Raw genomic sequence first — 23,240 nt, forward strand, 5'->3', positions numbered from 1 at the left:
GGTCGTGCCAAGGTGCTAGCGCGTCATGAGCGGGGGCGCTTGAACGTGTTGCGCGCGGGGCGGACCTCCCGCCCCGCGCGTACCTCTGCGTGCCGGGGAATCAGCCGGCGAACCAGCGGACCGGCTTCGGTGCCAGGTTCTGGTAGATGTGCTTGGACTCGCGGTACTCGGCGAGGCCCGCGGGCCCGAGCTCGCGCCCGACGCCGCTCTTGCCGAAGCCGCCCCACTCCGCCTGCGGAAGGTAGGGGTGGAAGTCGTTGATCCAGATGGTGCCGTGGCGCATCCGGCGGGCCATGCGGGCGGCGCGGCCCTGGTCGCTGGTCCACACGGCGCCCGCGAGGCCGTACTCGGTGTCGTTGGCGAGCGCGACGGCCTCGTCCTCGGTGCGGAACGTCTCGACGGTCAGGACGGGCCCGAAGACCTCTTCCCGCACGGCCTTCATCCCGCGGTGGCACTGGTCGAGCACGGTCGGCTCGTAGAAGTAGCCCTCGGCGGGCCGCACTTCGCTCGGCTCGGGCCGCTTGCCGCCGGAGCGCAGGACAGCGCCCTCCTCCAGGGCGGAGGCCACGTACATCTCGGTCTTCTCGCGCTGCTGCTGCGAGACGAGCGGACCGCACTCAACACCGTCCTCGGTGCCGCGGCCGAGCTTGATCTGCTGGGCGCGGCGGGCGAGTTCGGCGACGAAACGTTCCCGCACGGACTCCTCGATGATGAGGCGGCCACCGGCGGAGCAGACCTGCCCGCTGTGGATGAACGCGGCGTTCAGCGCCTGGTCGACGGCGGTGTCGAAGTCCTCGTCCGTGGCACAGGCGTCGGCGAAGACGACGTTCGGGTTCTTGCCGCCGAGCTCCAGGGCGACCTTCTTCACGCCGAGCGCGGCGGCCTGGGCGACCTTGGTGCCGGAGACGAGGCCGCCGGTGAAGGAGACCAGGTCGACGTCGGGGTGGTCGGCGAGGCGGGCGCCCACGGTGTGGCCGGGTCCGGTGACGATGTTGGCGACGCCCGCGGGCAGCCCGGCCTCGACGAGCAGCTCGATGAGCGCGACGGTCGTCAGCGGGGTGATCTCGCTGGGCTTGATGACGAAGGTGTTGCCGGCCGCGAGGGCGGGCGCGATCTTCCAGCTGGCCTGGAGCAGCGGGTAGTTCCAGGGCGTGATCATCGAGCAGACGCCGACGGGCTCGTGCACGACGACGCTGTGGATGTCGTCGGACCCGGCGTCCACGACCCGCCCGGCGCCCTCGCCGATCACCAGGTCGGCGAAGTAACGGAAGGCGTCGGCGACGCAGTCCACGTCGACGCGGCCCTCTTCGAGGGTCTTGCCCGCGTCGCGGCTCTCCAGGAGACCGATCTCCTCGCGGTCACGGACGAGGAGATCGGCGACGCGGCGCAGCAGTGCGGCACGCTCGGCGACCGGGGTGCTCGGCCACGGGCCCTCGTCGAAGGCCTTGCGGGCGGCGGCGATGGCGGCGTCCGCGTCGTCCGCTCCGCCCTCGGCGATCACGGCGAACGGCTTGGCGTCCGCCGGGTCGAGGATTTCGCGGGTGGCGCCGGAGGCGGCCGCAAGCCACTCTCCGCCCACATGGATGGTCTGTTGTGCGGACACGTCCCGTTTGCCTTCCGTTCCTGTCATGTGCACCGCCTGTCACTCGCGGCAGCCGGGTGCACCTTCCCTGACCGGAACAATGCATGCGCGTCTCTTACGTGCGCTGCGTCACTAGGGCGGCGACCGCATCATCGAGTTCGTCGTCATCCACCGGGTCGTCACCGACCGTGAGCCCCGCCAGCCACAGGGGCATGAGCCAGTGCACGACGAACACACTGAACAGCACGGGGAAGACCAGCCCCTCGATCTCCACCCCCGCGAGCCCGGCGGCACCCACCCCGACCGTCGCGCCGAGCAGAAGCCACGTCGTCACGTAGTGCGCGCGGGCCACCACGCGGTTCTTCTCGGCGCGCTGCCGCTCGTCGAGGGCGCGCAGCCGCAGCTCCAGGAGGCCGCGGGTGGCGCCGTTGATGACGCCGGTCGCCACGCACCACGGCAGCAGGATCCCGAGCATCCCGAACGTCGCCCAGCGCTCGTCGCCGAGCACGGAGTAGAGCCAGCAGGCGATGCCCGCGCCGGTCAGCACCATGTGCGTGACGACGGCGGTGCGGCGCCGGGCCGCGGTGGCGTAGAGGGGGGCGGCCTCGCGCCGGTTCATGATCGCGTACATCCGCCGGTCGTAGCCGGTCATGGGCCGCTCGTCGGTCTTCATCACTGCTTCCTCACCGCTTCCTCCCGTAGACCTCATCCGTGAGCGGGCGAAACGGTTCGAGCGAGAACAGCGCCTCGACCGGCAGCCCGAAGAACTTCGAGATCTTCAGCGCGAGGTCGAGGCTCGGGTTGTACTGCCCCCGCTCGATGTAGCCGATGGTCTGGTAGTGGGCTCCCACTGCCTCGGCCAGGCTCTGACGCGACACCTTCCGCTCGGCGCGCACCATCGCCAACCTGTTGTGCACTTGCTCGCTCATGTATAAGAAGTACTACATTCACGAGTACGTCAGCAAGAGTCACCGGCCGGGTCTGGGCTGGAAGAAGTCCAGGGCGGTCTTCGCCCTGCTGCGCTGGAGCGGCCACTCGTCGGCGGGGCCGTCGACGAGGAGGGCGTACTGCGGGCCGGCGTTCTCGGTCATGAACGCCCAGTCCGCGGCTCTCCTGCGCTCCCCGTCGTCCTGACGCTCGTACGTGAAGGTCAGCATGGACGTGATGTCGTTGAATTCGACCAGCTCGTCCTGCCGGTAGCCGAGAAGGGCGTCGCCGCCCTCCCTGAGCGCCTCGGACGTGCGGCGCAGCGCCTCGTACGGAGTGATCTCCAGGCCCGAGGGCGTGGAGACCTGCAGCCACGAGCGCCCGTCCGGCGAGTCGTAGTAGACCTGCACGCCTTCCGTGCGACGCACCCAGCCGCGCGGCACGGCGGTCGCGAAGCCCTTGGGGTCCTTCCGCATCTCGTAGCCCTCCGGCACCGGACTCGGCCGGTCGCCGGGCTCGGGGGTGGGGGTGGAGGCGCTCGTCCGGTCCTCGGGCTCGGGCGTCGCGACGGGGGCGCTCACCGCGGGGCGGCCGTCCGCCCGGCCGTTCCCGCCGTCGTCCCGGCCCCACACCAGCCAGCCGCCGCCCAGGCCACCGGCCACCAGGGCGCCCACCACGACGACGGCCAGCTGTCTGCGGCGCGGCCGGCCGCTCGGCGGGCCGTACCCGGGAAAGCGTTCCCCCTCGGGGTCCGGGGGCCGCGGCCCGTCGGGGCTCCGCACCGGCACCGGCTCCACGGAGGGGTCCACGCCCGGCTCCCAGCGCTGGGTCGCGGCGTTCCAGTGCACGGGATCACCGCGCCTGCTCATGGTCAGCCGCCCAGCAGCGCGCGCACCGACTCGGCGACCGCCGCACCCGACGCCAGGACCCCGATCCCGGCGCCCGCGTCCGCCAGCGCGGTCCGCAGCCGGGCGAGCCTGCCGGGACCCGCGCCGCCCGTCGACGCGATCTCGGCCTCGGCGGCGGCCAGTTCGGCGTCGAGCACGGCGGTCCGGCCGTCGACGGCCGCACGCCCCAGGTCCAGGTCCAGGTCCTCGCGCAACCTCCGTACGGCGGACAGCAGCTCCTCCTGGGCCCGGTCACGTCCCGGCCCGCCGGCCGCGTAGTACGTCACCTCGTTGCCGTCACCGATCGCGACGGGGCCCTCCACACTGCCGATATGGATGCCCGCGCCGCGTTTCTCAGGTGTTCCCACGGTCTCCCCCGCTCCGGTGCGCCGCCGTCGTGGCGGTCGCTCCACCGGTGTTGTTGGTGACGACGTTCCGATTGCCGATGGCCACGGCGCCCACCGTCCCGAAGCGCGTCTCATCGATGTACGTCGCGCCGTCGGCGACGTTGACGACCTTCTGCTCGAACTCCTCGGTCTGCCAGCCCGCTTCGTGCAGCGCCCGCCGCACCCCGCCCGTCACCCGGTCCTGGACGGACTTGAGGTAGCGGCTGACGTCCATCTCCTGGAAGAGCGAGGCCCGGTCGTCCGAGCCGAGCTCCCGCACGGACGCCCACGGACCGTCGGCGAGGGCCTTCGCGTGGCCGCCGGAGGCGATCCGCCACAGCACCCCCGTCGCCCGCCACATCGTCACCGCGGCGCGCCCGGCGGAGGCCGGCACATGGCCGAGCGCCCAGACGGCCTTGCCGAAGCGGTGGTTGTGCCGGTACCGGTAGGCGACCCGGTCGGCGTGCTGGTACAGCTGCCGCACCGGGCGCAGCACATGCGGGGCGATCTCCAGCATCAGCATCCCGCCCTGGGTGTGGGCCCGGACGAACACCGTCGTGACGATCTCCTCGTCCCAGCCGCCGACCCTGACCCGCAGGAAGTGCCGCCGGGTCTCGCCGCCCTCCTCGACCGAACGGAACCGGTGCTCCTCGAACGCCTCGGGTCCGTACGGCGCCTGGGACCTGCGCGGCAGCCCTTCCACCGGCAGGAACACCACCTCGTCGATCTCCAGCTCACGCAGCCGGTCGCGCACGGCGAGGGCACGATAGGGCGCACCGTGCGGGGACGGCACGCGCAACGCCTCCAGGAGCGGCACGATGTGGCCCAGGATCTCCGTGTTGTCCAGGGGCTCGGGCTCGACGCCCTCACGCGGCCGCAACTCCACCGACAGGGACCACGGCGCGTACGGCATGCCCGCCCCGCAGAAGGGGTCCGCCGCGCGGTACATGACCAGGCGCGCCCGCTGCTCGACGTGGATGCGGCGGCGCAGCCGGTGGAAGCGCTCACCCTCCGCCTGCTCGGCCGGATCGGCGGCGAGATCGGGGAACCGGGCCCTGGACAGCTCACCGGTCAGCGCCTTGGCGAACTGTCCGCCCTGCGCGGCCACGACCCAGGCCATCAGGAGGGGCAGGGCGAGGGCGAACCACGCCGGGGCCGGGTCCACTCCGCCGATGCCGACGCCGAGGAGGTCGCCGCCGTCCCCGGCAGCGAAACCGAGGAGCAGCAGGAGTACGAAGACGAGCGATCCCCGTCCGCTCCAGCGCAGCTGCCACGCCACGACGCGCCAGAGCAGGGACGAGCGCTTCACGATCCCCCGGATCCACCCCGCGAGGACGAGCATCGCGAAGGGCGGCAGATAGAAGAGGACAAGACCGCGGGTGAGGGGCAGGGCCACGATCCACAGCAGCAGGATCACGAACGCCCAGCCGCACTCGACGCGCCGGGCGCGCAGCGCGTGGGCGAGCACGCGGGTGGCGTCGATGCCGGACGAGGGGGCGGCGATGCGCTCCTCATGGACGTACAGCTCGTCGATCACCGCGTCCCGGAAGCCGATGTCGACGTAGGAGGCCGCGCACAGGAGCCGGGTCGCCTCGCTCGCGCTCGGGTCCCCACCGGGACCGGTGGGACAGCCGGTCCTCTGAGGTGCTTGGGTATGGGTCACGAGTACCCCCGATGCGCTGGCTGCCCGGGCTCGCAGGCGAGCCGGAGACGGCAGTGGTTTCAGCGTACGGGCAAGTGGTCCCCCGTGTCGTACGCCAATGAGACCGCCCCCCGGCGGCCTTGACGGCTGCCGGGGGGCGGTCTTTTCGGTCGCGCGTGTACGCGGGGGCTCAGATGAGGCCGAGACCGCGGACGGCCTCGCGCTCCTCGGTGAGCTCCTGCACGGACGCGTCGATGCGCGCACGCGAGAAGTCGTTGATCTCCAGGCCCTGGACGATCTCGTACTTGCCGTCCTTGGCGGTGACGGGGAAGGAGGAGATGAGACCCTCCGGCACACCGTACGAACCGTCGGACGGGATGCCCATGGAGGTCCAGTCACCGGCGGCCGTGCCGTTCACCCACGTGTGGACGTGGTCGATGGCGGCGTTGGCGGCGGAGGCGGCCGACGAGGCGCCACGGGCCTCGATGATCGCGGCACCGCGCTTGGCGACGGTCGGGATGAACTCGTCGGCGAGCCACGCCTGGTCGTTCACGACCTCGGCGGCGTTCTTGCCGGCGATCTCCGCGTGGAAGATGTCGGGGTACTGGGTGGCCGAGTGGTTGCCCCAGATGGTCAGCCGCTTGATGTCGGCGACGGACGAGCCGGTCTTCTTCGCGAGCTGCGACAGCGCGCGGTTGTGGTCCAGGCGGGTCATCGCGGTGAAGCGCTCGGCCGGTACGTCCGGGGCGGCGGCCTGCGCGATGAGCGCGTTGGTGTTGGCCGGGTTGCCGACCACGAGCACCTTGATGTCGTCGGCGGCGTGGTCGTTGATGGCCTTGCCCTGCGGCTTGAAGATGCCGCCGTTGGCCTCCAGGAGGTCACCGCGCTCCATGCCCTTGGTGCGGGGGCGGGCGCCGACGAGCAGGGCGACGTTGGCACCGTCGAAGGCGACGTTGGGGTCGTCGCTGATCTCGATGCCCTTCAGCAGCGGGAAGGCGCAGTCGTCGAGCTCCATGGCGGTGCCCTCGGCGGCCTTCAGCGCCGGCGTGATCTCAAGAAGGCGCAGGTTGACCGGCACGTCCGCGCCGAGCAGGTGGCCCGAGGCGATGCGGAAGAGCAGCGCGTAGCCGATCTGGCCGGCCGCGCCGGTGACGGTGACATTCACGGGAGTGCGGGTCATGGCGATCTCCGTAAGACAGCTGGCGGTGGGGTCCCGTGTCCCTCTACTGGATCCCCTGATTCCTGGATCCCCGCCGACGCCTCTTCGAGTCTTCGATCGCCTCTCGATGATCGATCTCTTGGCATCAAGAGAGATCCGCCGCCAGGCTATCGCGCCCCGCCCGCCCCTCGCGGCCGGGTCGGTGTGGCCCGCCCCACAGCACGCCCTATGGCCCCCCTTGGGGGGCGGCCGCCACGTGAGGGGGGAGCGTGGCGGCCGCCGTGGGGGTGTGACCACTCCCGTGGGGGTACGGTCCGCCTGCCCTCAGCAACCCATGTCATGCCCCCTCCAGCCCGACTTTCTCCCACGCCCCTCAAATCCCCACCGGGAGCGGCCATTTGTGGGGAGGGCAGCGCGGACCGGCCCGCAGCCGCGATCGAGACGCGAGGGGACGTGGGGGTGTGTGCGAACGGAGCACCGAGGAAACATCGGCGTCTTTGTCCGTGTGCCGCGGCGCAGGGATGGCGAGTACGCACATACCCCCGCGGCCCCGCCCCACAACCGAACAGCAGGCGCCGAACAGCAAGCACCCACCCACCCCCGGGGACCTACTCCGTGCAGCCCGTCACCCCGGAGGTCAGCGTCGCGCACGCCTTCGCCGCCGTTCCCGACGTGACCGCCACCATCGGCGTATACGCGTCGAAGTCCTCGTTCACCGTGCTGTTCTGCTTCGCCGACGCCCCGCCCCCCGACCCCGTGATCGTGAGCTCGTCCCCCGGCGTGGCCTGCGTGATCCGCGCCCACGCGGCCCCGCACGTCTTGCTGTACCGCACCTCGACCAGCGTCGTGCCGACCGTCGCGCGCGACGTCGTCCTCGCCAGCTCGCCGCCGCACCCCATGTTCTCGGGGTCCTTGCCCGCACAGTCCTTGCCGCTGCACTCCACGCCCGCGGGCAGATCGGTGTCCTTGGCGGTCGGCGTGGCGGACGGCTTCGCCTTGTCGTCACCCTTGTCGTCGTCGCCGAACCCGGTCATGAAGACGGCGGCGGCTATGACGACGAGGGCGCCCACCACACCCGCGAGGAACATCGTCAGCTTCCTGCGCCGCCGCTGCCCGTCGGGCGACTCCCCGCCGCCGCCCGCTTCACCGAAGGGGGACACGTGCGGCGGCACCGTGGGCGACACCCCGGCAGGACCCGCGACCCCGGTAACCGGCCGGACGCCCCAGCCAGAAGACTTCGCAGGCACGGCCGACGCAGACGGCGAAGAGGTCGACGAAGGAGAAGGAGGAGAAGACTGAGAGGAAGAAGAGACCTGCCCCGACTGCCCCAGCTGCCCCGGCCCGGTCGGATGCGCCCCCGTCTCGCCCAACGCGGCCCGCGCCTGCGAGATGCGAATCGCCTGCATCGTCATGTCGTGCCGCATCTCGGACCGGCTCCACGCCCGCTCCGCCAGCTCCCACATGGTGATGAGATGCACGGGCTGCGTGCCCGTCACCTCCGCCAGCGCGACGATCGCCCCCTTGGGCGCGAGGAGCCGCCCGTTCAGATAGCGCTCCCAGGACGTCTTGCTGTAGCCGGTCCTGTCGGACACCGCCGCGATGCTCAGCCCGCTACGGTCGACGAGCCTGCGCAGCTGACCGGCGAACTCCTTGACCTCTGGGTCGAGCTCTTCCGGTAGCGCCTTCCAACGAGGCATTGCTCCCCCTATTCCCCCCGTACGTTCCTGTCCCGCCCCCCGCACCGCCCCGCCCAGGCCTACCCAGAGGGATGCTCGGAGCCAGGATGTCAGTTCCCGAAGTGGGGGCGGAACCCGCGGAGCGGCCCGAGACACCCGGAAACTCCCTGATCACCCGGCCCCCCGGCCCGGCCCACCAGCACCGTTGCACACCTCGAACACCGTTGCGGAATGGTCACCTCCGTGCCACAGGGGCCGGTCATCCCTTGTCCGGGGTTGGCGGGTCCATGACTCTGGATCACGAGCGGAACGCACCGCTTACATCGGGAGGTTCCAGCAGGAATCACATCTCCCCGACCGACGGTGCCCGTCCTCCCACGGGGGTGGGGACGGGCGCCGTCACCCCAGCCGCCACCCGGGCACCAGCCAGCCACCTCCCTATACGGCGCGCACGGCGTCCCCGAAAGGGCGACTTCGGCCATGTCTTGCGGCCCCGGACCCGAGGATCTCGGCAGAGTCGGTGCGACAACACCGCTCAGCACGGCCCCCGAAGGGACCCGCCCATGAAGTACGGCAAGCGACTCGCCGGAACCGCCACCACCACCGCCATCACCGCATTCGCCCTGCTCGGCACGGTCCTGGCCACGGCCCCCGCGGCATCGGCCACCCCGAAAGCACCCTCGCTCCGCGGCACCGCCCCGGCCTGCGTCAAGCGGGACGTCATCAAGCACCGCAAGTACGTGAAGGTGACCAACCACTGCGGCCGGGCCATGCACCTGAAGGTCGTCATCGACTGGGGCGACGACTCCCCGTGCCTGACGTACCAGCCCAACCAGCAGTGGGAGTGGAACTGGGGCCGCGGCTCCTACGGCAAGGTGGTCACCTGCTGAGCCACCGGAACGGCGGCCCGCCCCCGCTCACCCGCCCGGCCCCGCTCACCCACCCGCGCCTGGCGTGACCAGCCCCGACTCGTACGCCACCACCACGGCCTGCGCCCTGCTGTCGAGGTCGAGTTTGCTCATCGTGCGGTTGAGGTGGGTCTTGACGGTGGCCTCGCTGATGTAGAGCCGCTCCGCGATGTCCGCGTTGGTCAGGCCCCGCGCGACCAGCTTGAGCACCTCGGCCTCGCGCAGGGTCAGCGCCGCGAGGTCGGGCGGCCGCCGGCTCCGCGCCCACTCGGGCCCGGCGTCCTCGGGCCCCGCCCCCTGCCGGGCGAACGCCTCGACGAGGCGCCGCGTCACACTGGGCGCGAAGAGCGCGTCACCGCCGCCGACCGCCGCCACCGCGGCGAGCAGCCGCTCGGGCCCGGAGTCCTTGAGCAGGAACCCGGAAGCGCCCGCGCGCAGCGCCCCGTACACGTACTCGTCGAGGTCGAACGTCGTGAGGACCAGGACGCGCGGCGCCGGATCGGCGGCCTGCTGGAGGATCTTCGCGGTGGCGGTGATGCCGTTCGTGCCCGGCATCCGGATGTCCATGAGGACGACGTCGGGAGAGGTCCGCGCGGCGAGCTCCACGGCCTCGTCCCCGTCGCCCGCCTCGCCGACGACCTCGATGCCCGGCGCGGCGCGCAGCAGACCCACCAACCCCGCACGGATGAGGAATTGGTCGTCGACGACGAGCACTCTGATGCATGCAGTCATCCGGTCACCCGGTCACCCGGCTCATTCCGTTGCGTCGTCCCCCGCCTCGTCCCCACGCGCCTCGGCGCGCGCCGAGGTCGGCAGGGTGAGTCGCACGGCGAATCCCCCCTCGCTCAGCGGGCCGATGCTGATCGCCCCGCCGTAGAGCTTGGCCCGCTCCCGCATCCCAATCAAGCCGTGCCCGCTACCCGTCCGTACTCTGTCCTGATTCACCCCCTCCCCCTCGCCCGTCCCGTCATTGACGACCGAGACCTCGATGTGTTTGCGCTCGTAGACGAGTTCGACGGTCACCGCCGCTCCCCGGGCGTGCTTCAGTACGTTGGTGAGCGCCTCCTGGACCACGCGGTACGCGCAGAGTTCCACGCCGGGCGCCACCGGCCGGGGCGTGCCCGTGACGCGCAGCGCGACGGGGGCTCCCCCGGCACGGACCCGTTCGACCATCTCGTCCAGGCGGGCGAGGCCCGGCATGGGCGCGGCGGGGGCGTCGCCGGCTTCCTCGCCGTCCCCGGCCCGCAGCACCCGCAGCATGCGGCGCAGTTCTTCGAGCGCCTCGCCGCTGGTCCCGGAGATGGTGCCGAGCGCGGCGCGGGCGGTGGCGGGGTCGGAGCCGAAGACGAACGTCGCGAGGCCCGCCTGCACGGATATCACCGACATGTGGTGGGCGACCACGTCGTGCAGCTCGCGGGCGATGCGGCCCCGCTCCTCGGCGACCTCGCGCCGGGCCCGTTCGTCCTGTTCCCGCTTCAACTGCCGGGCCAGTTCCGTCGTTCGGCGTGCCACGTACCCGAAGCGCCAGAGGACGAGGGAGAAGCCGACGGCCTGGCCGACGACGGACGGCATGGAGGAGCCCTCGCTGATCGCGCCGGCGTAGATCCAGAGGGTGCCCGTCAGCGCGGCGCAGGCGAGGGAGGTGCGCGGAGGGCAGAGGGAGGCGACCGTGTAGACGGTGAGCATGGGGCCGAAGGTGCCGACCACGGGCCAGTAGCCGGCGGTGACGTAGCCGAACCACGCCACATGGACGACGAGGAGGACGGTGAGCGGCGCCCTGCTCCGGGCGGCGACCGGCACGCAGACCAGCGCCACCAGCGCGTATCCCACGGGGTCGAGCGCGGGCCAGCCCTGCTTGACGGACTCCTGCCCGAGCAGCACGGCCACCGTGGTCAGGGCGGCCGCGATGAGTGCGTCTACGGCGAGGGGGCGGATCCGCATCGCCGCAGCGTAACGCGCGTATGGGCGCCGGAACGTCAACCAGCCGCGGTACCGCGGAAGTTGCAGGAACCGGAGGCGTACCGCGCCTGGAGCAGACCCGGATCAACCCAGGACGTGACGACGCGGCAGGCGCCCCGCCCGTAGTTTGTGGAACCAGGGACCGCGGCGTCGGGGGATCACACGGGGGAGGGCGCCCGGTCCCCATGGCGGTGGCCCGTCCCCTCGGGGGAGGACGGGCCACCGGCACGCGTCGAGCGGTACGACGTCTAGATCGTGTAGTGCAACGTGTCGTCCAGGAACGGAATCTCCAGCCACGGCTCGGGCTGCGCCATCATCGCGAGCAGCACGATGGCGAGGCCCAGCGCCCCGTACGTGACCATGTCGGTGAACCGGGAGCGCACCGCCAGCATGCCCACGTCCGGCAGCGCCCAGCGCAGCACGGCGCCGCCGACGAGGGCGACGCCGACGAGCAGCGTGCCGACGCGGAACACGTCGAGCGCGGTGAGCAGCAGCCCGAGCCCGACCAGGGAGACGACGCTGAGCAGCGGCCACTGCCGGGCCGGTGCGGGTGCGTCGCCGGCCGCGGCACGGCCGCCGCCCTCGGGCCGTGCGGTGTCGCGGGTGAACAGCGGGAAGCGGCGGGACACCTTCCGCGGTCGCCCGTCCGGGCCCGGCGCGCTGACCGCGCCCTTGGCCCGGGGGACGTCCGGGGTGCTGTCCTGCTCGGCTTCCGAGCCGCCGGCCTCGCTCATGACCTCGCCTCTTTCCCGATCAGCGCGCTGCGCGTTCCGCGGCCTCGACGACGTTCACCAGGAGCTGGGCGCGGGTCATCGGGCCGACACCGCCCGGGTTCGGGGAGATCCATCCGGCGACCTCGGCGACGCCCGGGTGGACGTCGCCCACGATCTTGCCGTTCTCGTCGCGCGAGACGCCGACGTCCAGGACGGCTGCGCCCGGCTTCACGTCCTCGGGCTTGATCAGGTGCGGGACGCCCGCCGCGGCGACGATGATGTCGGCCCGCTTCAGGTGCGCGGCGAGGTCACGGGTGCCGGTGTGGCACTGCGTGACGGTCGCGTTCTCCGACTTGCGGGTGAGAAGGAGAGGCATCGGCCTGCCGATGGTCACGCCGCGGCCGACGACGACGACCTCGGCGCCCTTGATCTCCACGTCGTGCTGCCGCAGCAGCCGGATGATTCCGTACGGGGTGCAGGGCAGCGGCGCCGGCTCGTTCAGGACGAGGCGGCCGAGGTTCATCGGGTGCAGTCCGTCGGCGTCCTTGTCCGGGTCCATGAGCTCCAGGACGCGGTTCTCGTCGATGCCCTTGGGCAGCGGGAGCTGGACGATGTAGCCGGTGCAGGCGGGGTCCTCGTTGAGCTCGCGGACCACTGCCTCGATCTCCTCCTGCGAGGCGGTGGCGGGGAGTTCGCGCTGGATGGAGGCGATGCCGACCTGCGCGCAGTCGCGGTGCTTGCCCGCGACGTACTTCTGGCTGCCGGGGTCGTCGCCGACCAGGACGGTACCGAGTCCGGGCGTGACGCCCTTCTCCTTCAGGGCCGCCACGCGGGCGGTCAGTTCGGACTTGATCGCGGCTGCGGTGGCCTTGCCATCGAGAATCTGGGCGGTCATGACTCCATCTTCCCGGATGAGGCCCGCCCGGTACCAATCAGAGCCTGTCTTTGAACCCCCGTCGTTCGCGCGGAGCGCGGGCGCAGCGGCGTTCGGTGCGTGCGATCCGGCGTGCGGTGTCCCAGGTCATGTGGCGGAGCCACCTGTCCTGGGGCGCCGTGCGGCATGGGGGTCCCCCCTGCTCGAGCGCAGCCGAGAGCTTGGGGGAGGGCGTGCCGGGCGTCGGGGCGCAGGCGGGGGTTCAAAGACAGGCTCTCAGGCCGCCCCCTGGCGTCCCGCCGGTTCGCGCGCTGATCAGCGAGGTTGCACTTGCACAACACCTGGCGTGGCCGACTGGACAGGAAGGTGACCCATTGAGAACCATGGCCCGGGCCATGCCGCGGGCAGTGTCGGGGGGCAAACCGCTCAGCAGCACCTCTTTCCTCCGCTCGCACCGCGTCGTCCCCGCAGCGAACAACGGAGGAAATCCGCCATGAGTTTCGGCGATCCGAACAACCCCTACGGCCAGCAGCCGCCCCAGGGCCAGCCCGGTGGCTACGGCCAGGCGCCGGGCCAGCCCGCCTACGGACAGCCGCAGGGCCAGCCGCAGTACGGCTATCCCCAGCAGGCGCCGGGCGGCGTCCCGCCGCAGGGGTACGGCTATCCGCAGCAGCCGGCCTCGCCCTACGGCGCGTACCCGCAGCAGCCCGGCGGCGGCTACGGCTACCCGGGCGGCGGCCCGACGGTCGCGTCCATGGGCCGCCGCTTCGGCGCCCGCGCGATCGACGGTGTCGCCTTCACCCTGATCTACATCGTCCTCCTCGTCGTCGGCGCCGCCGACGCCATCGGCGAGGCCGCGGACTGCGACCCGGGCTCGGCCGCGTACGACAGCTGCATGAACGACGCGAGCACCGACATCATGGGGTCCCTCGGGGCCGTGATCGGCGCCCTCGCGGTCGTCGGCCTGCTCTACGAGTGGCTGATGACGGCCATGGTCGGCGGCACGCTCGGCAAGCTCGCCGTGGGCATCCGCGTCATCGACGCGGAGAGCGGCCAGAAGCCCGGCATAGGCGCGGCCTTCGTCCGCTACATCATTCCGCTGGTGGGCTCGCTGGCCTGCGGCATCGGCTCGCTGCTCGTCTACCTGTCGCCGTTCTGGGACAAGAGCGGGCGTCAGCAGGGCTGGCACGACAAGGCGGCCAAGACCATGGTGATCCAGCGGTCCAACAACTGACCCACCCGCCGCAGTTGTCACAACCGCGAAGGCCGCGCCCCCGTTGTGAGGGGGCGCGGCCTTCGCGCGTACGAACACGCACGGATCACACGCACGGATCGCACGCACGGCTCAGTGGAAGAAGTGCCGCGTCCCCGTGAAGTACATCGTCACGCCCGCCTTCTTCGCGGCCTCGACGACGAGCTCGTCGCGGACCGAACCGCCCGGCTGCACCACGGCCTTGACGCCCGCGGCGGTCAGGATCTCCAGGCCGTCAGGGAAGGGGAAGAACGCGTCGGACGCCGCGTACGAACCGCGGGCCCGCTCCTCGCCCGCCCGCTCGACCGCGAGCTTCGCGGAGTCGACGCGGTTGACCTGGCCCATGCCGACGCCGACGGAGGCGCCGTCCTTGGCGAGCAGGATCGCGTTGGACTTGACCGCGCGGGACGCCTTCCAGGCGAAGGCCAGTTCGGCCAGCTCGCCCTCGTTCAGGGCGTCGCCCGTGGCGAGCGTCCAGTTGGCGGGGTCGTCGCCCTCGGCCTGCAGCCGGTCGGTGACCTGGAGCAGCGCGCCGCCGTCGATCTGCTTCACCTCGACCGCGTTCGACGGCGCCCGGTGGGCGCGCAGGACGCGGATGTTCTTCTTCTTGGTGAGGACTTCGAGGGCGCCGTCCTCGTACTCGGGCGCGACGATGACCTCGGTGAAGATGTCGGCGACCTGCTCCGCCATCTCCTTGCTGACCGGGCGGTTGACGGCGATCACGCCGCCGAACGCGGACAGCGGGTCGCAGGCGTGCGCCTTGCGGTGCGCCTCGGCGACGTTCGCGCCGATCGCGATGCCGCACGGGTTGGCGTGCTTGATGATCGCGACGCAGGGCTCGTCGTGGTCGTACGCGGCACGGCGCGCGGCGTCCGTGTCCGTGAAGTTGTTGTACGACATCTCTTTGCCGTGCAGCTGCTCGGCCTCGGCGAGGCCGCCCGTGCCGTCGACGTAGAGGGCCGCGCCCTGGTGCGGGTTCTCGCCGTAACGGAGCACGTTCTTGCGCTCGTACGTGGCGCCGAGGAAGTTGGGGTGGCCGGTCTCGTCGGCCGCGGCGTAGCCCTCGGCGAACCATCCGGCCACCGCCACGTCGTACGCGGCCGTGTGCTGGAACGCTTCTCCCGCGAGCCGCTTGCGCGCGGTCAGGTCGAAGCCGCCCGCCTCGACCGCCGCGAGCACGTCCGCGTACCGCTTCGGGTCGGTGACGACCGCGACCGACGGGTGGTTCTTGGCGGCGGCGCGGACCATCGACGGGCCGCCGATGTCGATCTGCTCGACGCACTCGTCGGGCGTGGCGCCCGAGGCGACGGTCTCCTTGAAGGGGTACAGGTTCACGACGACGAGCTGGAAGGGCTCGACGCCCAGCTCGGCGAGCTGGTTGCGGTGGTCCTCCAGACGCAGGTCGGCGAGGATGCCCGCGTGGACCTTCGGGTGCAGGGTCTTGACCCGGCCGTCGAGGCACTCGGCGAAGCCGGTGAGCTCCTCGACCTTGGTGACGGGCACTCCGGCGGCGGCGATCCGCGCGGCCGTCGAGCCGGTGGAGACGAGCTCGACGCCCGCCTCGTGCAGCCCGCGCGCGAGCTCTTCCAGGCCGGTCTTGTCGTAGACGCTGACGAGCGCGCGCTTGACGGGGCGCTGCGTGCCGTTCGAGTCGGCAGCGTTCGTGGCTGCAGCGTCCATAGCTTCGGCGTTCATAGCTTCGGCGGTCACGGGATAAGAACCTTTCGTCCCTCAATGCGGTAGCCGTGCCGGGCCAGACGCCCCACGACATCGACGAGCAGCGTGCGCTCGACTTCCTTGATGCGCTCGTGCAGAGCGCTCTCGTCGTCCTCGTCCCGGACCTCGACCACGCCCTGGGCGATGATCGGGCCGGTGTCGACGCCGTCGTCGACGAAGTGGACGGTGCAGCCGGTGACCTTCACGCCGTACGCGAGCGCGTCGCGCGCACCGTGGGCCCCCGGAAAACTGGGCAGCAGCGCGGGGTGCGTGTTCACGAACCGCCCGCCGAAGCGCGCGAGGAACGCCTTCCCCACGATTTTCATGAACCCGGCGGAGACCACCAGGTCCGGTCCGTACGCGGCCGTCGCCCCGGCGAGCGCGGCATCCCACTCGTCGCGCGTCGCGTGGTCCTTCACCCGGCAGACAAAGGTCGGGATCCCGGCGCGCTCGGCGCGCTCCAGGCCCGCGATGCCGTCGCGGTCGGCGCCGACGGCCACGATCTCGGCGCCGTAGTGCTCGGCCCCCTCGGCGGTGACGGTGTCGATCAGGGCCTGAAGGTTCGTGCCCGACCCGGACACCAGCACGACGAGGCGCTTGGGGCGCGCGACCACAGCGCTCTTGGCCACAGCGGGGCCTTTCTCGGAGGATGCGTCTTAGAAGGCGCGTCTTTGCGTCTTTGTACGGTCGTACGAAGGCTTCGGTCCCCTCGATACGGGGAACCCTACGAAGCGGCCGACCGCGAGCAACGATACCGGCACCCGGAACCGCCCCTCACGGGACGGGGGCGCGGGCGGGAGGTAGCGTCTGGGGGAAAGGCGCCTGAATACCGAAGAATGCCGAGTTGCCGAGCCGTCGCCCGACGGCTCCACCACGGCCCTACCAAGGGGAAGACGCACACCTGATGCCGGACCGTAGCCGCCCTTCGTCTCCGCCGCAGGACCCGGAATCCCAGGGACCCGAGTCCCGGGGCCCGGGCGCCCAGGGAACGGGCAAGGACGACGACAACCCCTTCGCGCCGCCGCCGGAGGGGACCCCGGACCGGCCGTGGCAGCCGCGCCGCCCCTCCGGCGACTCCACGCCGGACGACCAGAACTCCGGCGACTCCGGCGGGGGCCACGGTTCGCCCTGGGGCAGCCAGTGGAGCGACCGCCAGCCCGGCCGCTCCCAGGGCGGCTTCGGCGAACGCCCCGGGCAGGGCCAGGACCAGCAGAACGGCCCCGGCCGGGACGGTTCCCCGGGGTCCGGCGGTGGCGGCATGCGCTGGGACCCGACCGACCCGGCCCAGCGCCGCGCGCGCTACGCCCTGCTCTCCGGCATGTGGGGCTTCTTCTTCGCACTGTTCGGCTGGCGGTACGTCGCGTTGCTGCTCGGCGCGCTCGCGGTGATGTGGGCGGTGCAGTCGCTGCGCGCGAAGCCGCGGACGCCGGACCCGACGGCACCGGCGCCCGCCACGGCGGCCTCGCCGGGCACGCCCGCCACCCCCACGATGCCCGCTCCGCCGGCCGGCCGGCCCAGGACCGACCCCGCGGCGACCTCCACGAGGCCGCAGACGACCGCCGCGATCAGCGGCCTGGTGACGGGTGGGCTCGCGCTGGTGATGGTGGCGGCGACGTTCACCGCGCAGCTGGTGTACCGCGACTACTACACGTGCGTGGACGACGCGCTCACCAGCACGTCGAAGCAGTCCTGCGAGGACCTGCTGCCCAAGCAGCTGCGACCGCTGCTCGGCGAGCAGGACGACTAGGCGCTGGTCGCTGGCTGCTTGCTGCTGGCCGCTGGCTGCCAGCCGGGGCTTCTCCCAGGTCAGGACGGCTCCGGCGGCTCCGGGGGACGCCGTCCCCAGAGGCGTTCCCCCTCCTCCTTGAGCGCCTGCCAGCGGGCTTCGCGGGCCTCGCGGGCGGCGTCGGCGTGCCGGGAGGGGCTGCTCGGCGGGAGGGGGCCACCGTACGGCGTGGGTGGGCCCGGCTCCTCCCCCACCAGCGGCTCCCGCCCCGGCTTCAGCTCTCGGCCGGGGGACCGGGCCTCCGCCGGGAGCACGGGCTCGGATCGCTTCGGCGATGCTGACGGCCTGGGTGGGTCCGGTGGGTTCGGCGGGTTCGGCGGCGCTGACGGCCTCGGCGGCTCCGATGGGCCTGCTGGACCCGGTGGTTCCGCTGGGCCCGGCGGCCGCGGCGCTTCCGACAGCTCCGGCAGCTCCAGCTGGTCCCGCAGTCCTCGCGGTTCCCGTAGCTCCGGCGAGTTCCGTAGCTCCAGCGGTTCCAGCAGCTTCCGCTGTTTTCGCAGCCTCCGCGATTTCCGCAGCTCCCGCAGCTTTCCCAGCCCCCACAACCCCCGCAGCCCCCGCGACTTCAGCGGTTCCGTCGGCCCCGGCAATTCCTGTGCTGCCGATGACGGCTCCTGAACCCTCGACGGCTCCTGTGCCTCGCCGTACTCCGACCGTCCCGCCCACCGAATCCGCAGCGGAGACATCGCCGGCCGCGGCAGCCACGCACGCCGCACCTTCGCGGAAGGGCGCCTCGCGGAGGGCCGCCTCAGTCGCCACGCCCGCAGGACCAGCGTCACCGGCACCCCGGCCAGCAACGTCCAGCCGAACGCCGCCGCCCCCACCTGCCACCACACCGGCCCGAACTCGGCGAGCACCGCCACGCCCATCGGCCCGCCCGCGAGCGCCGCGAGTACCGCCATGGCCGCCCCGCACACCACCGCCGCCATCGCGGCACACGCGGCCGTCCGTCCGGGCGGCCACGCCTCGTCCCGCTCCCCGAAGGCGGGCGCCGCCGCCTGGACCGTGCACCACGCGACCGCGCACCCCGCCGCCACGGGCACCACCGCGGCCGACCAGGTCAGTGGCGACCCGGGTCCCGCCGGCGGCACCGCCGCGAGCAGCGGGAAGGGCGGCAGCAGCGGCGCCGCGCCCGCGGCGAGGGGGCTCATGACGGCACCCGCGCCGAGGGTGAAACCGGGGCCGAGGCCATAGGCCGCGCCCCACACCGCGGCGTTCGGCACGAGGACGACGGCCAGCAGAAGCACCGCGAGCCGCCCCGACCACACGTCCGTGACCTGTGTGAACGACATCTGTACCAGCCCGGCGCGCAGCACGAGCGCCACAGCGACGAGCAGCGCCCCGCCGCCGACGAGGGCCAGCGCGCCCGCCACCCCGGCCCGGGTGACGGCCACCGAGCGGCGCCGCGCGAGGAAGCTCCGTACGAGCGCGGCGCGGAGAGCGACACGCACGCCCTCGGGCAGCGCGGCCAGCGGACGGCGCACGGCTGCCGGCAGCGGCCCGCGCGGGCGGCCGCGCGCCGTCCACACCCCGAGCCCGGCCGCGACCACCGCGAGAACCGGCATGTGCACGACCGCACTGAGCCAGTCGGGCCGCAGCGCACCGCCCGCCGCGTACAGCGCCGCGGCCCCGCCGACCAGCAAATAACCGGCCACCACCCCGCACCACGCCGTCCGCCCGGTGTGCCCGCGCCCCTCGGGGGACGCCGCGTCGCGCGCCGCCCGGTGCAGCAGCCAGCCGGGCAGGACGACGAGGAGCAGCGGTGTCACACCGACCGGCGCGGGCGTGCCCGAGAGCGTGTCCGTCCTGATCAGCTCCGTGCCGTGGGCCAGCAGCCAGAGCCCCGCCGCGACGTGCAGGGCGCCGTCGGGTCCGCTGTCCGGGTACGGCGAGCTGATCCACAACATGATGACCAGCACGGCGAACGCGCCGAGCCCCAGTCCCGCGGCGACGGCCCCGCCCAGCGCGCAGGTGGCCAGTCCGGGCGAACGATCGCGGGCCCGTGTGCGCGGCGGCTCGGCGGGCGGCGGCGAGGCGTGGTGATCGAACGTCTGGGTCACGCGGCCATGCTGCCAACGACACGCGCTTTCTTCCCGTAACAGGCGAATATCGGATGTGTCGCCCAATATACGTTTATGTAATTATTCGTACGGCGGGTCAGCCGCGCCCGGCCTCCCGCCGTACGTCGGCCCACGGTGCGGAGAGTCCGACATGCCCCAGAGCCCTGCCACGCCTCTGCCGTCCCCCAAGGAACGCCGCAGGCTGCGCGAGGCGAAGTCGCTGAGCCAGGCCGACATCGCGGCGAAGATCGGCGTCACCCGCGAAACGGTCCGTTCGTGGGAAACGGGCCGCACCGCGCCGCGAGGCCGCAAACGCGAGGCCTACATCAGGCTCCTGAACGCGGGCGCCACCCCGCCGACCGCCAAGCGCGCCCCGAAGTCGCACACCTCGGCACGCCACCCCGCCCTCACCCCGGCGTCACCCCCACCCCCGGCACCGGCACCGGCGACAGCCACCGCCACCGCCACCGCCACCACCCCCCTCCCCCAGCCGATCCGGGTGGCGACGACCGCCGCGCCCCCGTTCCCCGGACCACGGGACCACAGCCCGGCCCAGGCCTTCGACGCCCTCTGCGCCTACTGCGCCCCCGGCCTCGTACGCCAGACGTACCTGCTCACCGGGCGGCGGGGCCTCGCACAGGAGTCGGTGGAGCGGGCCTTCCAACTGGCGTGGCAGCGCTGGCCCGAGGTGGCGGTCGACCGCGACCCGGCGGGTTGGGTGCGCGCGGCGGCATACGAGTACGCGATGTCCCCCTGGCACCGCTTCCGGCCCGGCCAACGCCACCCGGACGCCCTGCCCGCGTCGGCGGCCGACCGCGCCTTCCTCGACGTACTCCTGAGTCTGCCGCCCGCGCAACGCCGCACCCTGATGCTCTACGACGGCCTCGGCCTCGACCTGCCGGACACCGCCGCCGAGACGGAGGCGAGCACACCGGCCACCGCGAGACGCCTGCTGCACGCGCGCGAGACGGTCGCCGAACAGATGCCCGAACTGGCGGACCCCGAAGTGCTGCACCGGCGCCTCATGGAAGTCGCCGGAGCCGAGGCATTGCGGCTGCCCAAGGCGGAACGGGTCAGGACCGGCAGCGAGTACCGCGCCCGCTTCTGGACACGCGCCGCCATCGCCTTCACGGCCCTGATCGTCGGCGCGACAGCACTGACCCTGCGGAACGCCCCCACCCAGTACGAACCACCCCAGGCCCCCGGCACCGCCATCAACGGCGTACCACCGCGCATGGGCCCGGGCCCCCTCTCGTACGAGGACACCACCCTCCGCGAAAAACTCCGAGCAGAACTAACCACCGGCAACCCCCGCCTGACCCCCCAACTGCCATAGGACACGTCAAGCCCTCATCGGCCGGGCTTTCAGGGGCGCGGGGAACTGCGCAACAAGCCCCCACCGGCCCGCGTTTTCAGGGGCGCGGGGAACTGCGCGACAAGCCCCCACCGGCCCGCAGCCGAAAAGACGAAGGCACAAAAAGTGGGCCCGCACCAATCCGGTGCGGGCCCACTTTCACACACTGCTCAACCGACGGAGTCAGCCCGCCAGGATCTCGCGCGCCAGCTTCGCCGTCTCGGTCGGCGTCTTGCCGACCTTCACGCCGGCGGCCTCAAGGGCCTCCTTCTTCGCGGCGGCGGTGCCGGAGGAGCCGGAGACGATGGCGCCCGCGTGGCCCATCGTCTTGCCCTCGGGCGCCGTGAAGCCCGCGACGTAGCCGACGACCGGCTTCGTCACGTTCGCCTTGATGAAGTCCGCCGCGCGCTCCTCCGCGTCGCCGCCGATCTCACCGATCATGACGATCAGGTCGGTGTCGGGGTCGGCCTCGAACGCCTCAAGGGCGTCGATGTGCGTCGTGCCGATGACCGGGTCGCCACCGATGCCGACGGCCGAGGAGAAGCCGATGTCACGGAGTTCGTACATCATCTGGTACGTCAGCGTGCCGGACTTCGAGACCAGGCCGATGCGGCCCGGCTTCGTGATGTCGCCCGGGATGATGCCGGCGTTCGACTGGCCCGGGGTGATGAGACCGGGGCAGTTCGGGCCGATGATGCGGGTCTTGTTGCCCTTCGCCTTCGCGTACGCCCAGAAGGCGGCGGAGTCGTGGACGGCGATGCCCTCGGTGATGACGACGGCGAGGGGGATCTCCGCGTCGATCGCCTCGACGACGGCGGCCTTGGAGAAGGCCGGCGGCACGAAGAGGACGGAGACGTTGGCGCCCGTCTTCTCCATGGCCTCCTTGACGGAGCCGAAGACCGGGACCTCGGTGCCGTCGAAGTCGACGGAGGTGCCGGCCTTGCGCGGGTTCACACCGCCGACGATGTTCGTGCCGTCACCCAGCATGAGCTTGGTGTGCTTCATGCCCGTGGCACCGGTCATGCCCTGGACGATGACCTTGCTGTCCTTGTTGAGGAAGATAGCCATGGCTGTTCTTTCCCTCGTCCCTTACTTCGCGGCCGCGAGCTCGGCGGCCTTGTCGGCCGCGCCGTCCATGGTGTCCACACGCTGCACCAGCGGATGGTTGGCGTCGCTCAGGATCTTGCGACCCAGCTCCGCGTTGTTGCCGTCGAGGCGCACGACCAGCGGCTTCTCGACCTTCTCGCCCTTGGAGGCGAGCAGCTCCAGGGCCTGCACGATGCCGTTGGCGACCTCGTCGCACGCGGTGATGCCACCGAAGACGTTGACGAAGACGGACTTGACGTCCGAGTCGCCGAGGATGATCTCCAGGCCGTTCGCCATGACCTCGGCGGAGGCGCCGCCACCGATGTCGAGGAAGTTGGCGGGCTTCACGCCACCGTGGTTCTCACCGGCGTACGCGACGACGTCCAGGGTCGACATGACCAGACCGGCGCCGTTGCCGATGATGCCGACCTCGCCGTCGAGCTTGACGTAGTTGAGGCCCTTGGCCTTGGCAGCAGCCTCGAGCGGGTTGGCTGCGTCCTTGTCCTCAAGCGCCTCGTGGTCGGGCTGGCGGAAGTCGGCGTTCTCGTCGAGCGAGACCTTGCCGTCCAGGGCCAGAATGCGGCCGTCCTTGGTCTTCACCAGCGGGTTGACCTCGACGAGGAGCGCGTCCTCGGCGACGAAGGTCTCCCACAGGGTCACCATGGCCTCGGCGACACCCTCGGCCACCTCGGCCGGGAACTTCGCCTGGGCCACGATCTCGCGGGCCTTCTCGATGGTGACGCCGTCGTTGGAGTCGACCGGGACCTTCGCGAGGGCCTCGGGGGTCTTCTCCGCGACCTCCTCGATGTCCATGCCGCCCTGCACCGACGCCATGGCGAGGAAGGTGCGGTTGGTGCGGTCGAGGAGGTACGAGACGTAGTACTCCGCCTCGATCTCCGGGGACAGCTCGGCGATCATCACCTTGTGGACCGTGTGGCCCTTGATGTCCATGCCGAGGATGTCCGTCGCGCGAGCGACGGCCTCGTCCGGGTTCGCCGCCAGCTTCACGCCGCCGGCCTTGCCGCGGCCACCGACCTTCACCTGCGCCTTGACGACCGACTTGCCGCCCAGTCGCTCGGTGGCCTCGCGCGCCGCCTCAGGCGTGTCGATGACTTCACCGGCCAGCACCGGTACACCGTGCTTGGCGAAGAGGTCCCTCGCCTGGTACTCGAACAGGTCCACGCGCGTCCGTCCCTTATCCGTGATCTCGCTGCGATCTCGCTGCATTGGTGTCAGCTGTCTGCATGGGCGTGCCGCGGAGGGCAACGTGACT

At 71.9% G+C, this 23,240-nt stretch carries 21 protein-coding genes; 4 read left to right on the top strand and 17 right to left on the bottom strand.

Annotation, left to right across the window (positions count from 1 at the left end; genetic code table 11):
* Positions 1-100: 100 nt before the first annotated feature.
* From AB0H82_RS16850 to AB0H82_RS16885, 8 genes are all read right to left on the bottom strand, one after another.
* The gene (locus AB0H82_RS16850; protein WP_362993309.1) at positions 101-1,630 is read right to left on the bottom strand and encodes an aldehyde dehydrogenase family protein; all 1,530 of its coding nucleotides are present in this window, start codon (positions 1,628-1,630) and stop codon (positions 101-103) included.
* Between the two features lie 67 nt (positions 1,631-1,697).
* Positions 1,698-2,255 (bottom strand): hypothetical protein, encoded by a 558-nt coding sequence (locus AB0H82_RS16855; protein WP_362993311.1) that lies wholly within the window; start codon positions 2,253-2,255, stop codon positions 1,698-1,700.
* A gap of 10 nt (positions 2,256-2,265) precedes the next feature.
* On the bottom strand, positions 2,266-2,511 hold the full coding sequence (locus tag AB0H82_RS16860; protein WP_362993313.1) for a helix-turn-helix transcriptional regulator: 246 nt from the start codon (positions 2,509-2,511) through the stop codon (positions 2,266-2,268).
* A gap of 39 nt (positions 2,512-2,550) precedes the next feature.
* Entirely contained in the window at positions 2,551-3,378 is an 828-nt protein-coding gene (locus AB0H82_RS16865) for a hypothetical protein (RefSeq protein WP_362993315.1), read from the bottom strand.
* A gap of 2 nt (positions 3,379-3,380) precedes the next feature.
* A complete protein-coding gene (locus AB0H82_RS16870) occupies positions 3,381-3,764 on the bottom strand; it encodes a hypothetical protein (protein ID WP_362993317.1) in 384 nt (127 codons plus the stop codon).
* Positions 3,751-5,445: a hypothetical protein gene (locus AB0H82_RS16875; RefSeq protein WP_362993319.1), complete on the bottom strand. Its 1,695-nt coding sequence runs from the start codon at positions 5,443-5,445 to the stop codon at positions 3,751-3,753. The genes AB0H82_RS16870 and AB0H82_RS16875 overlap by 14 nt, the downstream gene beginning before the upstream one ends.
* Positions 5,446-5,614: 169 nt before the next feature.
* Entirely contained in the window at positions 5,615-6,604 is a 990-nt protein-coding gene (locus AB0H82_RS16880; RefSeq protein WP_362993321.1) for a malate dehydrogenase, read from the bottom strand.
* A gap of 587 nt (positions 6,605-7,191) precedes the next feature.
* Complete coding sequence (locus AB0H82_RS16885; protein WP_362993323.1) at positions 7,192-8,280, bottom strand: XRE family transcriptional regulator; 1,089 nt, start codon at positions 8,278-8,280, stop codon at positions 7,192-7,194.
* 542 nt (positions 8,281-8,822) lie between these two features.
* On the opposite strand from AB0H82_RS16885, the gene AB0H82_RS16890 reads away from it, so the two are divergent.
* On the top strand, positions 8,823-9,149 hold the full coding sequence (locus AB0H82_RS16890) for a hypothetical protein (RefSeq protein WP_362993325.1): 327 nt from the start codon (positions 8,823-8,825) through the stop codon (positions 9,147-9,149).
* A 45-nt stretch (positions 9,150-9,194) separates the two neighbouring features.
* On the opposite strand, the gene AB0H82_RS16895 is transcribed toward AB0H82_RS16890, so the two are convergent.
* From AB0H82_RS16895 to AB0H82_RS16910, 4 genes are all read right to left on the bottom strand, one after another.
* Positions 9,195-9,899 carry a response regulator transcription factor gene (locus tag AB0H82_RS16895; protein ID WP_362993327.1) on the bottom strand — a complete coding sequence of 235 codons (705 nt, stop codon included), beginning with the start codon at positions 9,897-9,899 and terminating at the stop codon, positions 9,195-9,197.
* 21 nt (positions 9,900-9,920) lie between these two features.
* Positions 9,921-11,108, bottom strand: coding sequence for a sensor histidine kinase (locus tag AB0H82_RS16900; RefSeq protein ID WP_362993329.1), 1,188 nt, complete (start codon positions 11,106-11,108; stop codon positions 9,921-9,923).
* A 266-nt stretch (positions 11,109-11,374) separates the two neighbouring features.
* Positions 11,375-11,860, bottom strand: a complete 486-nt coding sequence (locus tag AB0H82_RS16905; RefSeq protein ID WP_362993331.1) for a DUF3017 domain-containing protein — start codon at positions 11,858-11,860, stop codon at positions 11,375-11,377.
* A gap of 19 nt (positions 11,861-11,879) precedes the next feature.
* Positions 11,880-12,734, bottom strand: coding sequence for a bifunctional methylenetetrahydrofolate dehydrogenase/methenyltetrahydrofolate cyclohydrolase (locus AB0H82_RS16910; protein ID WP_055569933.1), 855 nt, complete (start codon positions 12,732-12,734; stop codon positions 11,880-11,882).
* A gap of 472 nt (positions 12,735-13,206) precedes the next feature.
* Here AB0H82_RS16910 and AB0H82_RS16915 point away from each other — a divergent pair, with 472 nt between their 5' ends.
* Positions 13,207-13,947: an RDD family protein gene (locus AB0H82_RS16915; protein ID WP_362993333.1), complete on the top strand. Its 741-nt coding sequence runs from the start codon at positions 13,207-13,209 to the stop codon at positions 13,945-13,947.
* A gap of 111 nt (positions 13,948-14,058) precedes the next feature.
* Here the strand turns inward: AB0H82_RS16915 and purH are convergent, their stop codons facing one another.
* Positions 14,059-15,645 (bottom strand): bifunctional phosphoribosylaminoimidazolecarboxamide formyltransferase/IMP cyclohydrolase, encoded by a 1,587-nt coding sequence (purH, locus tag AB0H82_RS16920; RefSeq protein WP_362993335.1) that lies wholly within the window; start codon positions 15,643-15,645, stop codon positions 14,059-14,061.
* Positions 15,646-15,671: 26 nt separating this feature from the next.
* Entirely contained in the window at positions 15,672-16,295 is a 624-nt protein-coding gene (gene purN, locus AB0H82_RS16925; protein ID WP_362993446.1) for a phosphoribosylglycinamide formyltransferase, read from the bottom strand.
* 290 nt (positions 16,296-16,585) lie between these two features.
* Between purN and AB0H82_RS16930 the strand changes: the two genes are divergently transcribed.
* The gene (locus AB0H82_RS16930) at positions 16,586-17,428 is read left to right on the top strand and encodes a hypothetical protein (protein WP_362993336.1); all 843 of its coding nucleotides are present in this window, start codon (positions 16,586-16,588) and stop codon (positions 17,426-17,428) included.
* Between the two features lie 59 nt (positions 17,429-17,487).
* On the opposite strand, the gene AB0H82_RS16935 is transcribed toward AB0H82_RS16930, so the two are convergent.
* Positions 17,488-19,527: a DUF6350 family protein gene (locus AB0H82_RS16935; protein ID WP_362993338.1), complete on the bottom strand. Its 2,040-nt coding sequence runs from the start codon at positions 19,525-19,527 to the stop codon at positions 17,488-17,490.
* A 151-nt stretch (positions 19,528-19,678) separates the two neighbouring features.
* Between AB0H82_RS16935 and AB0H82_RS16940 the strand changes: the two genes are divergently transcribed.
* A complete protein-coding gene (locus tag AB0H82_RS16940; RefSeq protein ID WP_362993340.1) occupies positions 19,679-20,863 on the top strand; it encodes a helix-turn-helix domain-containing protein in 1,185 nt (394 codons plus the stop codon).
* A gap of 201 nt (positions 20,864-21,064) precedes the next feature.
* Here AB0H82_RS16940 and sucD read toward each other — a convergent pair whose 3' ends face one another.
* Positions 21,065-21,949 carry a succinate--CoA ligase subunit alpha gene (gene sucD, locus AB0H82_RS16945; RefSeq protein ID WP_150171229.1) on the bottom strand — a complete coding sequence of 295 codons (885 nt, stop codon included), beginning with the start codon at positions 21,947-21,949 and terminating at the stop codon, positions 21,065-21,067.
* 21 nt (positions 21,950-21,970) lie between these two features.
* Positions 21,971-23,149: an ADP-forming succinate--CoA ligase subunit beta gene (sucC, locus tag AB0H82_RS16950; protein ID WP_362993343.1), complete on the bottom strand. Its 1,179-nt coding sequence runs from the start codon at positions 23,147-23,149 to the stop codon at positions 21,971-21,973.
* Between the last annotated feature and the right edge of the window lie 91 nt (positions 23,150-23,240).

The organism is Streptomyces sp. NPDC050732, assembly GCF_040654255.1.
Taxonomy (GTDB): domain Bacteria; phylum Actinomycetota; class Actinomycetes; order Streptomycetales; family Streptomycetaceae; genus Streptomyces.

Coding starts and splice junctions, on each gene's coding strand:
- AB0H82_RS16880 (WP_362993321.1), bottom strand. CDS start 6,604: ATGACCCGCACTCCCGTGAATGTCACCGTCACCGGCGCGGCCGGCCAG.
- AB0H82_RS16940 (WP_362993340.1), top strand. CDS start 19,679: ATGCCCCAGAGCCCTGCCACGCCTCTGCCGTCCCCCAAGGAACGCCGC.
- purH (WP_362993335.1), bottom strand. CDS start 15,645: ATGGACGCTGCAGCCACGAACGCTGCCGACTCGAACGGCACGCAGCGC.
- sucD (WP_150171229.1), bottom strand. CDS start 21,949: ATGGCTATCTTCCTCAACAAGGACAGCAAGGTCATCGTCCAGGGCATG.
- AB0H82_RS16915 (WP_362993333.1), top strand. CDS start 13,207: ATGAGTTTCGGCGATCCGAACAACCCCTACGGCCAGCAGCCGCCCCAG.
- AB0H82_RS16905 (WP_362993331.1), bottom strand. CDS start 11,860: ATGAGCGAGGCCGGCGGCTCGGAAGCCGAGCAGGACAGCACCCCGGAC.
- AB0H82_RS16860 (WP_362993313.1), bottom strand. CDS start 2,511: ATGAGCGAGCAAGTGCACAACAGGTTGGCGATGGTGCGCGCCGAGCGG.
- AB0H82_RS16865 (WP_362993315.1), bottom strand. CDS start 3,378: ATGAGCAGGCGCGGTGATCCCGTGCACTGGAACGCCGCGACCCAGCGC.
- AB0H82_RS16850 (WP_362993309.1), bottom strand. CDS start 1,630: ATGACAGGAACGGAAGGCAAACGGGACGTGTCCGCACAACAGACCATC.
- AB0H82_RS16895 (WP_362993327.1), bottom strand. CDS start 9,899: ATGACTGCATGCATCAGAGTGCTCGTCGTCGACGACCAATTCCTCATC.
- AB0H82_RS16930 (WP_362993336.1), top strand. CDS start 16,586: ATGCCGGACCGTAGCCGCCCTTCGTCTCCGCCGCAGGACCCGGAATCC.
- AB0H82_RS16890 (WP_362993325.1), top strand. CDS start 8,823: ATGAAGTACGGCAAGCGACTCGCCGGAACCGCCACCACCACCGCCATC.
- AB0H82_RS16885 (WP_362993323.1), bottom strand. CDS start 8,280: ATGCCTCGTTGGAAGGCGCTACCGGAAGAGCTCGACCCAGAGGTCAAG.
- AB0H82_RS16910 (WP_055569933.1), bottom strand. CDS start 12,734: ATGACCGCCCAGATTCTCGATGGCAAGGCCACCGCAGCCGCGATCAAG.
- AB0H82_RS16900 (WP_362993329.1), bottom strand. CDS start 11,108: ATGCGGATCCGCCCCCTCGCCGTAGACGCACTCATCGCGGCCGCCCTG.
- AB0H82_RS16855 (WP_362993311.1), bottom strand. CDS start 2,255: ATGAAGACCGACGAGCGGCCCATGACCGGCTACGACCGGCGGATGTAC.